This window comes from Variovorax sp. CAN15 (assembly GCF_030462475.1).
Taxonomy (GTDB): domain Bacteria; phylum Pseudomonadota; class Gammaproteobacteria; order Burkholderiales; family Burkholderiaceae_C; genus Variovorax.
Genome location: NZ_JASMRZ010000044.1, coordinates 1 through 13,375 on the forward strand (window position 1 = coordinate 1; position 13,375 = coordinate 13,375).

General features: G+C 65.0%; 12 protein-coding genes. 4 read left to right on the plus strand and 8 right to left on the minus strand.

What is annotated here, in order from left to right:
- Positions 1-49 precede the first annotated feature (49 nt).
- Both QMO14_RS22135 and QMO14_RS22140 read left to right on the plus strand, forming a co-directional pair.
- Positions 50-586, plus strand: a complete 537-nt coding sequence (locus QMO14_RS22135) for a S26 family signal peptidase (RefSeq protein WP_301509823.1) — start codon at positions 50-52, stop codon at positions 584-586.
- A 436-nt stretch (positions 587-1,022) separates the two neighbouring features.
- Positions 1,023-3,005 (plus strand): relaxase/mobilization nuclease and DUF3363 domain-containing protein, encoded by a 1,983-nt coding sequence (locus tag QMO14_RS22140; RefSeq protein WP_012436214.1) that lies wholly within the window; start codon positions 1,023-1,025, stop codon positions 3,003-3,005.
- 47 nt (positions 3,006-3,052) lie between these two features.
- Here QMO14_RS22140 and QMO14_RS22145 read toward each other — a convergent pair whose 3' ends face one another.
- The 8 genes from QMO14_RS22145 to QMO14_RS22180 are packed head-to-tail and all read right to left on the minus strand — an operon-like array spanning position 3,053 to position 10,591.
- Positions 3,053-3,445, minus strand: coding sequence for an enoyl-CoA hydratase/isomerase family protein (locus QMO14_RS22145; RefSeq protein ID WP_253279287.1), 393 nt, complete (start codon positions 3,443-3,445; stop codon positions 3,053-3,055).
- A 31-nt stretch (positions 3,446-3,476) separates the two neighbouring features.
- On the minus strand, positions 3,477-3,848 hold the full coding sequence (locus QMO14_RS22150) for an enoyl-CoA hydratase/isomerase family protein (RefSeq protein WP_230965136.1): 372 nt from the start codon (positions 3,846-3,848) through the stop codon (positions 3,477-3,479).
- 33 nt (positions 3,849-3,881) lie between these two features.
- A complete protein-coding gene (locus QMO14_RS22155) occupies positions 3,882-4,664 on the minus strand; it encodes an SDR family NAD(P)-dependent oxidoreductase (RefSeq protein WP_012436215.1) in 783 nt (260 codons plus the stop codon).
- 34 nt (positions 4,665-4,698) lie between these two features.
- Entirely contained in the window at positions 4,699-5,499 is an 801-nt protein-coding gene (locus QMO14_RS22160) for an enoyl-CoA hydratase/isomerase family protein (protein ID WP_041672598.1), read from the minus strand.
- Positions 5,496-6,677, minus strand: coding sequence for a thiolase family protein (locus QMO14_RS22165; protein ID WP_012436217.1), 1,182 nt, complete (start codon positions 6,675-6,677; stop codon positions 5,496-5,498). Before QMO14_RS22165 ends, QMO14_RS22160 begins: the two co-directional genes overlap by 4 nt.
- 28 nt (positions 6,678-6,705) lie before the next feature.
- Positions 6,706-8,382, minus strand: a complete 1,677-nt coding sequence (locus tag QMO14_RS22170) for a long-chain fatty acid--CoA ligase (RefSeq protein WP_012436218.1) — start codon at positions 8,380-8,382, stop codon at positions 6,706-6,708.
- An 11-nt stretch (positions 8,383-8,393) separates the two neighbouring features.
- Positions 8,394-9,443, minus strand: coding sequence for a CaiB/BaiF CoA-transferase family protein (locus tag QMO14_RS22175; RefSeq protein ID WP_012436219.1), 1,050 nt, complete (start codon positions 9,441-9,443; stop codon positions 8,394-8,396).
- 2 nt (positions 9,444-9,445) lie between these two features.
- Positions 9,446-10,591, minus strand: coding sequence for an acyl-CoA dehydrogenase family protein (locus QMO14_RS22180; RefSeq protein ID WP_012436220.1), 1,146 nt, complete (start codon positions 10,589-10,591; stop codon positions 9,446-9,448).
- Positions 10,592-10,785: 194 nt separating this feature from the next.
- On the opposite strand from QMO14_RS22180, the gene QMO14_RS22185 reads away from it, so the two are divergent.
- Together QMO14_RS22185 and QMO14_RS22190 are read left to right on the plus strand one after the other, a co-directional pair.
- Entirely contained in the window at positions 10,786-11,814 is a 1,029-nt protein-coding gene (locus tag QMO14_RS22185) for an AraC family transcriptional regulator (protein ID WP_012436221.1), read from the plus strand.
- 347 nt (positions 11,815-12,161) lie between these two features.
- Complete coding sequence (locus QMO14_RS22190) at positions 12,162-13,211, plus strand: MBL fold metallo-hydrolase (protein WP_012436223.1); 1,050 nt, start codon at positions 12,162-12,164, stop codon at positions 13,209-13,211.
- The last annotated feature ends 164 nt before the right edge of the window (positions 13,212-13,375 follow it).

The following is a 13,375-nucleotide window of genomic DNA, read 5'->3' on the forward strand; positions in this document are numbered from 1 at the left end:
CTCCTCGGCCACCGAATACCCCGCCTTGATCACCCCCACGGCCATGTTGATGCCCGCGCCGACGAACCACGCCGGAATGAACCACTTGGCCGCGACGGCCAGCGCCGCGTCCTTCGTGCATCCACTGCCGCGCCTGACCTACAACCCGTCCGACAGCGTGGCGGTCGGTTGGTATCGCGTCGATCCGCTCGACCATCGCACCAGCTCGCCGCCACATCCTTTGTCCGTGGGCAGCATCGTGCTGGTGCCGCTGCCTGCCGAGGCTGCCGCGCTCGCTGCGCAGCGCGGCTACCTGCCGACGCGCATCCCGTTGCTCAAGCGCGTGGGCGCGGTGGCGCCGCAGGAGGTGTGTATCGCCGACGGCAGAGTCCTTATCGACGGCGTGCCTTCGGCCGCCGTGCTGTCTGCCGATCGCTGGGGCCGGCCGCTGCCATCCTGGCAGCAGTGCCACCGCCTTCGGCCTGGCGAGCTGTTCCTGCTCAGTGTCACCAATCCGGCGTCGTTCGACAGCCGGTATTTCGGGCCGGTCAGCGCAGCCGCCGTGATCGGCGTTGCGCGTCCGGTCTGGTTGGAGTCGCGCCCATGACGGCCGCCGATTCGCTGCGCATCGTCGTGCTATTGGGCGTGTCGTTCGGGCTGCTGTCGCGGTGTCGTCGTGCGTGCAGTGCGAGCGCATCCGCGCGGCACTTCGCGCTGCCTCCGGCGCAGCCGTCCCACGTGCAGGCGTCTTGCCTCGAACACGGCTGGCCTGCGGCCATCGCCGTGTTCGCCGGTGCGCTGGCTGCTGGTGCAGCCTTGCCACCGGGCCGCAGTTGCCGGGAGCGGATGCGAGAGGCAAATGCGGAAGGCAAGACAAAAGGGTGCGGCACCTGTCGGCCCGCAAAGCCAGTCTGCACATGGGGGTGGCGCGACACGCAGCGGCTTCGCCACCGTGCCGCGTGGGGCGCGAAGCCCGCGCCGATGCGGGCATGTCCGCGTGCTTCGCACGCCCGGACACGCCAGAACTTGCAAGGAGCACAGCCATGACCGACCGCCGCGACGACGATTTCCGCATCCGTCCCAGCGCCCCGAAGAACCGGGGCCAGAGCTTCGTCTCCAAGGTACTCAAGCAGGCGGGCAAGGCCAGCGGCGGTAAGTCCTCGGTGCGCCGTCCTGGTGGCAGTAGCAAGAGTGCCGGCTCCGGCCAGCGGCCCGGCTCACGCTTGGGACGCGGCCACACGGCGGCGCGCTTCGCGGGGGCGAAGCTCACGTCCATGTCGCGGCGTGTGACCATCAAGACGCTGCTGCTCAATCAGCACCGAGCCAGCCCGCAGTCGCTTGCCAAGCACCTGCGCTATATCGAGCGCGATGGTGTGGGCCGCGATGGCGAGTCGGGCCAAGCCTACGGGCCGCAGACCGATGCCGCCGACCTCGATGCGTTCAAGGAACGCTGCGCCGACGACCGGCATCACTTCCGCTTTATCCTTTCGCCCGAAGATGGCGCGGAGCTGGAAGACCTGCGCACCTATACCCGGCACCTCATGGGTCGCATGGAGGCCGACCTTGGCACGGGCCTCGATTGGGTGGCCGTCAATCACTGGAACACCGACAACCCGCACACGCACATCGTCGTGCGCGGGCGCGACGACACCGGCAAAGACCTCATCATCGCGGGCGACTACATCGCCGATGGGTTCCGCCATCGCGCCGCCGAACTGGCGACCGAATGGCTGGGGCCGCGCACCGAGCTGGAGATCCAGCAGACCTTGCGGCGCGAGGTGGATCAGGAGCGGTGGACGAGCCTGGATCGCACCTTGAAGCGCGAGGCCGGCGACGATGGCATGGTGCATGTCGAACGGCTCAACGAACCCCGACTGCAACGCCAGCGTCTGCTGCTGATCGGCAGGTTGCAGCGTTTGCAGCGCCTGGGCCTGGCCGACGAGGCCCAGCCCGGCACGTGGACCGTCCACAACGATGCGGAAAAGACCCTGCGCGCCCTGGGCGAGCGCGGCGACATCATCCGCACCATGCAGCGGGCCATGCGCGGCGAGCCACGCGAACTGGCGGTGTTCGAGCCTGGGGACGATGGCCGAACCATCCTCGGCCGCGTGGCCGCGAAGGGGCTGGCCGACGAACTGCACGACCGGGGCTATCTGGTCATCGACGGCGTGGACGGCAAGGCCCACTACGTTGCGCTCAACGCCCGCGACGAGCTGGCGAACTATCCGACCGGCGCCGTGGTGGAGGCAAGGAGATCGGCTGACGTGCGCGCGGCCGACAAGAACATCGCCGCGTTGGCGAGCGATGGCCTGTACCGCACCGACCACCACCTTGCCATCGCGCAGGGTCAGGCCGTGCCCGGCCGCGATCCGCAGGAAGTGGTCGCGTCCCACGTCCGCCGGCTGGAAGCCTTGCGCCGTGCCGGTATCGTGGAACGGGTGGCCGAGGGGCTATGGAAGGTGCCGGACGACTTGCCCGAGCAGGGCCGTCGCTACGATGCGCAGCGCCTGGGCGGCGTGGCGGTGGAGCTGAAATCGCACCTGCCCATCGAGCGGCAGGCCCGCGTGATCGGAGCCACCTGGCTCGACCAGCAGTTGATCGGCGGCGGCTCGGGCCTGGGCAACCTGGGCTTTGGCAGCGAGGTCAACCAGGCGATGCAGCAGCGCGCCGAATTCCTGGCCGAACAGGGGCTGGCAGAGCGGCGCGGGCAGCGCGTAATCCTCGCGCGCAATCTATTGGCGACACTACGCGATCGGGATGTGATTCGGGCTGCCAAGGATATTGCCACCGAAACCGGGCTGGAACACCGTCTGGCGGCCGATGGCCAGCGCGTGACCGGCATCTACCGGCGCAGCCTCATGCTCGCCAGTGGCCGCTTTGCCATGCTCGATGATGGTATGGGGTTCAGCTTGGTGCCATGGACGCCGGTCATCGAACAACGACTCGGCATGCTGATTTCTGGGCAGGTACATGGTGGCACCCTATCCTGGCAAATCCGACGGCAGCAGGGTTTATCCGTTACCTGACGCCAGCAGCGATTGAGCACCTACCGACCGGATGCGTCTACAGCCGTTCAGCGTCCGGCAAACTGCGGGACTCGCTTTGCGACGAACGCGTGAACCGCTTCCAGCGAATCTGTGGTTTTCGAGGCTCGATTCATTTCGGCCGCCTCCAGCCTCAATGAGGTCGCCAGATCACTCTCGAAGGCAGCGAGTTGCAGGCGCTTGGCGCCCGCATAACCTTGCGTTGGTCCGACCGAAAATTGCACCGCCATACGCCGCGCTTCGCCCAGCAGGCTCTCGCCAGGAACCACTTTCTCGACCAATCCCCAGGCCAAGGCCTCGTCCGAACTGACTACGCGATTGGTCAAGATCATGTCTCGTGCGCGTCGTCCACCCACTGCGCGTGGAAGTAGCCAGCTGATGCCGAAATCCCCCGCGTATCCGAGGCCGGTATGGGCCGCCACAAACTTCGTCCCACTTGCGGCAATCAGGTAGTCAGAGGCCAAGGCAAGCCCGAGACCGCCTCCGGCCTCCGGCTACCGCGCCTTGTACGGCGCAGACTACCGGGAACGGCAGGCTGGCGAATTGAGGAATCATGCTTTCGGCCACTCTCAGTTCGTCATCGACCAAGGTAGACAACGCATCGCCTGCGGCCACCATTTCTTCGATGTCGCCTCCGCAACTGAACATCCGGCCCTCGCCGCGCAGCAGCAAAGCTCGAATCGAGCCATCGCGTTCGACATCTGCAATGACACCAGCGAGCACGTTTACGACCGACGTGCTCAACGCATTCATTTTTTTTGGCGAGTTGAGTGTTATGGTCGCGACGGCACCATTCTTTTCGAGAATTACCGGATTTCCAGGCATGCTGACGTTCCCTGATTGATCAAAATTTCAGCGTCAGCGCGGCGCCATGCGAATGGCACCATCCACACGAATGGACTCGGCATTCATGTAGCCGCAAGTAACGAGAAACTCGACGGCCTGCGCGAATTCATCGGGGTCGCCTAAACGCTTGGGGAAGGGCACGCTGGCCGCCAGCGCCTGTTTGACGTTGTCCGGCAGACCCAGCAGCAACGGTGTACCGAAGATCCCCGGCATGATGGTGTTGATCCGGATCCCTTCGTCCATCATGTCGCGCGCGATTGGCAGGGTCATGCCCACGATGGCTGCCTTGCTGGCCGCATAGCTGGCCTGGCCGACCTGGCCGTCCTGCGCGGCGGCCGAAGCGGTGTTGACGATGACGCCGCGCTCGCCATCGGTCAGCGGCGCGAGCGTCAACATACCCGCGGCTGACTTGGCGATGCAACGGAAGGTGCCCACCAGGTTGATCTGAATGATGCGATTGAAGCGATCTGCCGCGCATGGGCGGATTTCGCCGGTTTTCTTGTCGCGGCTGACAGTCTTGACGGCATCGGCAGTACCGGCGCAGTTGACCAGAATGCGCTCCTGCCCGATGGCCGCACGGGCCTTGGCGAAGGCGGTGTCCACCTGCTCCTCAGATGTCACGTCCACATTGCAGTAAACGCCGCCGAGTTCGCTGGCCAACGCCTGGCCGACGGTTTCGTTCATGTCGAAGATGGCGACTTTGACGCCACGGCTGGCCAAACGCCGGGTCGTGGCGGCTCCCAGGCCGGAAGCGCCCCCGGTGATGATGGCCGAGATGTCGGAGTTCAGTTGCATGGTTTTTCCTCGATGGATGACAGATAGACAGGCGTTATTGGCCCGTGAAGTGGGGGGTGCGCTTGCCCAGGAATGCCGCTTGCCCTTCCAGGTTGTCGGCCGAACGCAAAGCGACGAGGAAATTACGCTTCTCATGCTCCAGGCCTTGCGCGAGCGGAGTCTCAAAGCTGGCCAGTGCCGCATCTTTCGCCAGCGCCACGGCCAGCGGCGAATTGGCTGCAATCCGGTTGGCCATCGCCAACGCCGTCGGCAGGGCCTGGCCATCAGCCGTCACTTCGGCGACCATGCCTGCATCGCAAGCCTTGCGGGCGTCGATGAAATCGCCGGTCAGCAACAGGGCCATGGCCTTGGACTTACCGATAGCGTGGATCAGGCGCTGCGTGCCCCCGGCACCCGGAATGGCGCCCAGCTTGACTTCCGGCACACCAAAATTGGCAGACTCGCCAGCGATCGCGATGTCGCAGGCCAGCGCTAATTCTGTGCCGCCGCCCAGCGCGAGCTTTTCCACCGCTGCGATGACGGGCTTGGGGAAGCGCTCCAGTTCCGACCAAAAGTGGCCGCCTGCTGCCGCACGATCGCCCAGCAGTGGCTCGGCGCGCAGCGCATCGAAGGCCGTGATGTCGGCCCCGGCGCAGAACACGCCCTCGGCGCCGGTGATGATGACCGCGCGCACGGTATCGTCGTCGCGCAGTTGCACAAGCTGCGCACGCAGGCCATCGAATACCGCGCGGTTCAAGCTGTTCTTCGCGCGCGGGCGGTTGATGGTCAAGGTGGCGATGGCGCCATCGCGGCTGACGAGCACTTCGCTGGCTTCGCTCATGGTGGCTCCGCTCATCCAAGCCGCTCGATGATGGTGGTATTGGCCGTGCCCGAAGCCTCGCAGATGGTCTGCAGGCCATAGCGGCCGCCCCGCCGCTCCAGCTCGCACAGCAGGTCGGTGAGCATGCGCGCGCCGGTGGAACCCAGCGGATGGCCGATGGCCACCGAGCCGCCGTTGACGTTGAGGCGATCGTCCGGAATGCCGAATTCCTGCTGGAACATCAGCGGCACGCCGCCAAAGGCCTCGTTGACTTCAAACAGGTCAATGTCGGCCGGGGTCAGACCCGATTCCGTCAGCGCCTTGCGGGTGGCATCGAGAACAGCGGTGAACTGGATCACCGGGTCGGCTGCCGCCACGGCGGTGCTGACGAAGCGCGCGCGCGGCTTCAGGCCATGCTGCTTGGCATAGGCGCGGCTGGCGATCAGCAGCGCGGCGGCGCCATCGCTGATCTGCGACGAGTTGGCGGCCGTGGTGGCACCGTCGGCGGCAAACACGGGCTTGAGCGTGGCCATCTTCTCGGGGTTCGGGTCGGCACGCACGCCTTCGTCGGCAGTGACGAGCGGGCTGTCTGGGTCGGCTGGGTCTTCGTTCAGTCGCACCAGTTGGTCTTGGACTCGGCCAGCCTGCAAAGCCTCGGTGGCGCGCCGATGGCTGCGCACGGCGAAAGCGTCCAGGGCCTCGCGCGTGAGGCCGAAGCGCTTGTTCATCAACTCCGACGAAGCGCCTTGCGCCAGCAGCGGGTTGTCCTGGTAGCGCGCCAGTTCGCGCGGGCTGTATTGCGAGCCCAGCGGCGCGCCGGGTTTGAATGACGGCGGCATGGGGGCCTGCGACATCGATTCCACCCCGGCGCCGATGACCAGTTGGTAAGCGCCCGCCTGGATGCCATGCACGGCAAAGCTCACCGCCTGCTGGCCGGAGCCGCATTGCCGGTCAACCGTCACCGCCGGGACGGATTCGGGCAGCCCCGCCGCCAATACGGCATGACGGCCCAGGTTGCCGTGCTGTTGGTCCCATTGCAGCACGCAGCCGACGATCACATCGTCCAGATCGGCGGGGTTGATGCCGGAGCGCTCGACCAGCTGGCGCAGCGTCTCGCCCAGCAGATCGACGGGGTGCCATTTCTGCAGGCGCCCGCCGCGCTTGCCCACGGGGGTGCGCAACGCACCGACGATGACGGGTTCATGGTCATTCATGTTCTTCTCCTGGTGCAAAAAGGTTGGCTCACTCGGCGTAGCGGCCCGCATGCTCGGCGCGGATGCGCTTCTTGTCGAGCTTGCCGACGCTGGTCTTGGGGATGGCTTCGACGAACAGGACCTGATCTGGCAACTGCCACTTGGCGAAGGCGCTGGTCAGGTGTTCCTGCAATTGCTCCTGAGTCGCCTGCTGGCCGGGCCTCAGCACCACCAGGGCCAGCGGCCGTTCCTGCCACTTCGCATGGGGAATGCCGACCACCGCGGCGTCGCGCACGGCCGGGTGGCCCATGAGCAGGTTTTCCATGTCGATGGAAGAAATCCATTCACCACCGCTCTTGATCACGTCCTTGATGCGGTCGGTGACTTTGAGGTAGCCGTTCTCGTCCACCGTGCCGACATCGCCCGAGCGCCACCATCCGCCTTCCAGGAAACGGTCTGCGGAATCAGGCATGTCGTGGTATCTGGCCGTTATCCAGGGGCCGCGCAGGCAAATCTCGCCCGCTGACTTTCCGTCGTGCGGCAAGTCCTTGTCGTCGGCATCGAGGATGCGAATATCCACCCCGGTCAGCACCAGACCCTGCTTGCGCTTGAGGTTCCACTTCTCTTCCTCGGTCAAGCGCTTCTTGAGCGTGGACTTGAGGCGGTTCATCGTCACCAGCGTCGTGGCTTCGGTGGCGCCGTAGGCGTGCACCACCTCAGCACCCGTGAGGTCGTAGAAACCGATCATCATCGACAGCGGCGGCTCCGTGGCGCCAGACAGCATGCGCATGCGGCTGAAGTCCGGCTTGACCGGCATCGTCTCGATGTACTGCAGCATGGGCTGGAAGATGGCCGGTGCGCCATTGGCGATGGTCACGCCCTCGGCGATCATGGCATCGACCAGCGGCTTGGTGTCTTCGGCAACGTAGCGGCCCGGCAGCACGATCTTGTCGGCGAGCAGCGTGGCGGCCTGCGGCAGGCCCCAGCATTGCCCGTGGAACATGGGCGTGATGAGCATGACGCAGTCGTCCAGCGTCATGCCCAGATTGGTGGCCATGGCCGTGGAGTGCAGGTAGATGCCGCGGTGCGAGTAGTACACGCCCTTGGGCTTGCCCGTGGTGCCGGTGGTGTAGCAGGCGCTGTAGGCCGAGGTTTCGTCGATCTCGGGCCAGTCGATCTTCGTGTCGGCGGCGGCCAGCAGGTCTTCGTAGTGCAGCAGCGGTTTCAGCGTGGTCTTGATCTGGTCCAGCGGCTTGTCGGTCATGACAATCCAGCCCTTGATCTGGGGCGAATTCGCTGCGACGGATTCGGCAAGGGGTAGCAATGACTCGTCTACGCAAACGTAGGACACCTTGCTGTGGTCGACCACGTAGCCCAGGTCCTCTGGGCCCAGGCGCAGATTCATCTGCAACATGACAGCACCCAGGCCGGGAATGGACCAGTACAGCTCGAAGTGGCGTCGGCTGTTCCAGTCCAGGATGCCGACCCGGTCGCCCGGCTCGACGCCGAGAGCGCGCAGTGCATTGGCGCTGCGGCAGACGCGCGCGTAGCAATCGGCATAGGTGTAGCGATCCCAGCCGCCATCGGGTGTGCGGTAGACGATCTCCTGGTCCCCGTGGGTGCGCGCAGCGTGCCGGATCAGCGTTGTGGTGTTCAGTTGGCGCTCGTTGCCCGTGGTGGACGGGCAGCCGCGGACAGGCTTGGTGGGCTGGATGGTGTCGGTCATGTGCTTGTCTCCTAGGTAGTTGTGTCGAGTGCCTGGAACCGTGGGGCCGGGGCCGCTTCGATGGCGCCGGATGGGGTGATCTGGTAAATGCCCCGTGCTGCGTTATGCGGATGCCGCACCGCCTCGGCGAGGCTGAGCACGGGCGCAAAGCAGGCGTCGCTGCCTTCGAGCAGCGCGCACCAGTGCGCCCTGGGTTGGCTGCGGATAAAGGCTGCGATCCGCTCTTTCAGCGCTGGCCACGTCGCCGCGTCGTACTGCTCGGCGGGGTTCACGTCAGCAAGGCCCAGCTTCGACAGCAGAAGCGCGTGGAACGCTGGCTCCACTGCTGCGAGGCTGATGAAGCCGCCGTCAGCGCAAGCGTATACGTCATAGAACGGCGAATCGTGAAACGGGCTCGGCTGCGCGCCGTCAATTTGCCCATTGGCGCGAATCCAATGCACCAGCGTGCCCAGCATGGCCACGATGTCAATGATCGCGGCGTCCACGACCCGGCCGTGGCCGGTGGCGCGCGCATCGACCAGCGCGCAGGCGACGCCGAAGGCCATGCCCAGCGCCCCGGCCCCATCCCCGAGTACCGAGGGCGGCACGATGGGCGCCTGCCCCCTGTGCGCCGACAGCGACAGCAGGCCTGTCAGCGCGACGTAGTTCAGGTCGTGGCCCGCGGCCTGGGCAAGTGGCCCGTCCTGGCCCCAGCCCGTCATCCGGCCATAGACCAGCCGGGGATTGAGCGCCGCGCAATCTGCGGGGCCGAAGCCCAGCCGCTCCATCACCCTTGGGCGAAAGCCTTCGATCAGAGCGTCGGCCTGGGCAATCAGTTCCAGTGCGCGCGCCTTGCCACCGGGCGACTTCAGGTCGATGACCTCGACCTTCTTGCCGCGGTGCAGCGGGTTCTCCACCGCCCCGCCCAGCCGCTGCGCCCCAGCAGCCTGCTCGGCCCGTGCCAGCGCGATCACCTCGGCGCCCATGTCGACCAGCATCCTGGCGGCCAGAGGGCCTGGACCGATGCCCTCAAACTCCACCACACGGACGCCGTGCAGAGGCAACTGCAGCGTGTGCGGCATGTTCACAGCTTCCTCGAAACCAGGTCTTTCAGGACCTCGTTGGCGCCGCCGTAGATCTTCTGCACTCGCGAAGCGGCATACATCCGCGCGATCGGATACTCGGCCATGTAGCCGTAGCCGCCGAACAATTGGAGACACTCGTCCACCACGCGGCACTGCTGTTCGGTGCACCACCACTTGGCCATGTAGGCGGCCTCGTTGTCGAGTGTGCCGTCCAGCAGTCTCTGTGTACAGTCGTTGACGAAGCTGCGCACCACATGCGCGATGGTCGCCATCTCGGCCAGCTTTTGGCGCGTTGTCTGCATGTCGAACAGAGGCGCACCGAATATCTTGCGCTGCTTCGTGTATTCGATGGTGAGCTCCAACGCCCGGTCGATGACGGCCGCCGCCGGCACTGCAATGACCATGCGCTCGTAGGGCAGCGCGCCCATCAGTTGCCCAAAGCCTTGGCCTTCAACGCTCCCCAGCAGTTGGTCGGCTGGAACGCGCACGCTGTCGAAGAAGAGCTCCGCCGTGTCCGAGGCCTGCATGCCGATCTTTTCAAGCAGGCGGCCCACACGAAAGCCTGGCAGGTTCTCGGTCTCCAGTACGAACAGCGACACCCCTTTGCTGCCCGCGCCACTGGTGCGCGCCGCGACGATCAGCAGGTTTCCGGTGAAGCCGTTGGTGATGAAGGTCTTGGCGCCGTCGATCACGTAGTAGTCGCCGTCGCGCCGGGCCCGGGTGGAGATGGCCTTCAGATCCGAGCCGCAGCCCGGCTCGGTCATCGCGATGGCGGCCAGCATCTCGCCGTTCGTCACCTTGGGCAGCCAGCGCTGCTTTTGCGCTTCGGTGCCAAAGTCCAGGATGTAATGCGAAGCGATGGTGTGCACCGCGATATTGACCGGCATCTCGGCCTTGGCCAGTTCGTCCTGCACCACCAGCTGGTAGGCGAGGCTGGCGCCGGCACCACCATAGGTCTCGGGCATCTCGGGCAGCAGAAAGCTCATCCCGCCGAACGGACGCCAGACCTCGCGCGGGATGTAGCCCTGGCGGCGCCATTCGTCGAGCCGGGGAGTGAATTCGGCGGCAACGTAGCGACGCACCTGCTCGCGAAAAGCGTCGATCTCGTGGTCCATCCAGGCGTGGCGATACAGCTGTGGCAGCATGGGCATGTCTCCTTGTATGTTGGCTTCTGACCCCGCACCGGGCGTTCCGCACAGCGCCACTGCCGAAGTGTTTTTGGGGATGCGACAATCGTAGTAATTGGCCCCTGCGAGGGCGATAGCGGATTGCCTCAATCAACTGACAAATAACTTCTTTTGGCCCGCGCGACCGGCGTTGGCTCCTTCGATCACACGCAATGCTGCAACCCGTCTTCACCGCTCCTATCTTTGCCGTGCATGGCCTGCTGGACGGCGCGCGCGGCAAGGGGCTGGCCACGCAAGAATGGCTGAAGGGCGTGCTGGGGCGCGCCGGCATCAGCGAATCGCTGCTGGAGCTCAAGGATTCGCGCGTAACCGTGGAGCAGTTCAACGCGCTATTTATCGCTGTCAAGGACAGCCTGAACGACGAGTGCCTGGGCTACCTACATGAGCGACCCATGCGCCCGGGCAGCTTCGCGCTAATGGTGCGCAGCGCGTTCACTGCCCATTCGTTGTCATGCGCCCTGCGTCGCCTGAGCGAATCCTTCGCCCTGCTGCAGGACGACGTGACGCTGGTGCCCGTGACCGAGGGCGCGCTGGGGGGCTTCGCGCTGGAGATGCGCGGCGGCCCGGGCGCACATGCCGAATTCCTTCATGCACATCTGCTGCGCGTGTTCTGGCGCTTGTTGCTGTGGCTGCACGGCGGCCGGCTGGTGCCGCAGCGATTCGACTTCAATTTTGCGCTGCCGCTCCATGCGATGAGCTACGGGCGCATCTTTTCCGGCACGCTGTGCTTCGGGCAGCCGCGCACGGCCGCCTGGTTCGACGCCGATGCCTTTAAACAGCCGGTGCGGCGCGATCGGGACGCGCTGCAGTCCTTCCTGCGCGCCACGCCGGGCAACGTGGTGGGGCCTTACCTGAACGAGCGCAGCGCCAGCGCGCGGGTCCGCATGGTGCTGCAGCGGGCCAGCCCGGAATGGCCCGACCTGGTCGTCACCGCGCAGCGCCTGCACTTGTCGGTGAGCGCGTTGCAACGGCACCTGGCCTCCGAGGGCACTTCCTTCCAGGCGCTAAAGGACCAGTTGCGGCGCGACATGGCGATCGTGCGCCTGACCAGCAGCGAAGCCTCGCTCGTCGCCATCGCCGCCGACCTGGGCTTCACCGACAGCACCGCCTTCCAGCGCGCCTTCAAGGTCTGGACCGGCAGCGCGCCGGGAGCCTACCGTGCCCGCTCGCGCAGCAGGTAGAACCCTACATAGAGGCATTCGACGGATTCCGGCTCGGCCACGAGGCTGTAGCCGGCCACCGAGAAGATCGGTGCCTTCATAGCTGCCGGGGCCCTGGCCTACCTCGAGCGAGGCTCTCGTGCGCTCAAGAGACTGTTTGCCGCCGTTGGGGCAGTTGCACCGACGGCAGCGCAGCGACAGGCTGTGCCAGGAAGCAGACGTTTTCCATCAGCCTATCGAGGTCATTCGTCATTGCCACCGTTGAGGCTGACTTCTAAGCTTCCTAAGCTAAAACTGAGCTCGCACTGCATAGGAGTGATGGCTCTGCGCCATTAGGAGCAGCACTGCCAGAATGTAAATCAAGCATCATGACCGACGCAGCCCCGGCACTCTCGTATCCGTTCTCGGATCTCCCACTCCCTGGCCAAGCCACGGAAATCAAGCCTGGTGTGCTGTGGCTGCGCATGCCGCTGCCGTTTTCCCTGGATCACATCAACCTCTGGGCATTGAGCGACGGTCCTGGTTGGGCGGTCGTGGACACGGGCATTCGCAGCGTGGACGTCAGGAACGCGTGGCTCGCCTTGCTCGCTCCGCAGGGGCCGCTAGCCGGCCGACCCATCTCCCGTGTGATAGCGACGCACATGCACCCGGATCATGTGGGCATGGCGGGATGGTTGACACGTCGCTTCGAATGCGCGCTTTGGATGACACGAGACGAGTATTTGAGCTGTCGGGTGATGCTTGCCGATACGGGGCGGGAAGCGCCAGTCGATGGCGTTCGCTTCTATCGGAGGGCCGGATGGAGCGACACCGAGGTGGATGAGTACCGCACCCGGTTCGGTGACTTCGGTAAAATGATCCATCCATTGCCTGACAGCTTTGTGCGGCTCACGGATGGCCAGATGTTGCGGATCGGGGACCAGGAATGGGAAGTCATCGTCGGCACAGGACATTCCCCCGAGCACGCGTGCTTCTACTCGCGCGAACTGGATTTGCTGATATCGGGGGATCAGGTTCTTCCCAGGATCAGTTCCAATACCTCCGTGTACGCCACCGAGCCGCATGCGAATCCTCTGCAGGGTTGGCTCGATTCCATCGACCGGTTGATGCAACGCGTACCTGGGAGCGCCCTGATTCTGCCTGCCCACAACGAACCTTTCCATGGCCTGCACCTACGGTTGGAGCAACTGCGTGCGAGCACCGTCAGAGGCACCGACCGCGTCAGGCAACAACTTGCGCAGCCTCTGAGGGTCATCGACCTGGTTCGCGCCCTGTACCGTTCGTCCATTGTTGCGGAGCAAATGCACCTCAACCTCGCGACCGGAGAGACGCTCGCCCACCTAAACTATCTCGACCAGCGTGGGGAAATCGTGTCTGCAGAAGACGAAGACGGCGCAATGCGCTATCGGCTCGCCTGATGCACTAATTTGCCCTCAAGGATATAGAAGTAACCCAATCAAGCCTGTCATTGACTGGGTTCTTTGCTGATGTGTTTCGAGAGCAATGAGTCCTTGCACCAGCGCGTCGTGTACGGCCTCCAGTTCTTTGAACACCGTGTTGGCAAACCAATCCTGGCACGGCA